The following is a 419-nucleotide window of genomic DNA, read 5'->3' as shown; positions in this document are numbered from 1 at the left end:
GCCTGGTCGCAGGTGGAGAACCAGTACCAGCGCCGTGCGGACCTGATTCCCAATCTGGTCGAGACGGTCAAGGGATTCGCTCGTCAGGAGCAGGAAACCCTTACCGCAGTAGTCGAAGCGCGGGCCAAGGCCACTTCGATTCAGGTCGACGCCAGTACCCTGGACGATCCGAAGAAACTGCAGCAGTTTCAGCAGGCGCAGAACCAGCTGACCGGAGCCCTGAGCCGGCTGATGGCGGTATCCGAGCGCTATCCGGAGCTCAAATCCAATCAGAACTTCCTCGCCCTGCAATCGCAGCTCGAAGGCATCGAGAACCGCATTGCGGTGGCGCGCCGTGACTTCATCGCGTCAGTCGAACGCTACAACACTGAGATTCGTACATTCCCCGGCCGTATCTGGCACACGCTGATGTACAGCGA

General features: G+C 59.9%; 1 protein-coding gene. It reads left to right on the top strand.

Going from position 1 to position 419, the window contains the following annotated elements; translation table 11 throughout:
- Positions 1 to 419 (top strand): LemA family protein (locus tag H1S01_RS20870; RefSeq protein WP_188042198.1); only part of this gene is annotated, 419 nt, incomplete at both ends.

The organism is Heliobacterium chlorum (assembly GCF_014502795.1).
In the GTDB taxonomy this organism is placed as follows: Bacteria; Bacillota; Desulfitobacteriia; order Heliobacteriales; family Heliobacteriaceae; genus Heliobacterium; species Heliobacterium chlorum.
This window is presented reverse-complemented; position numbering and strand designations above follow the sequence as displayed.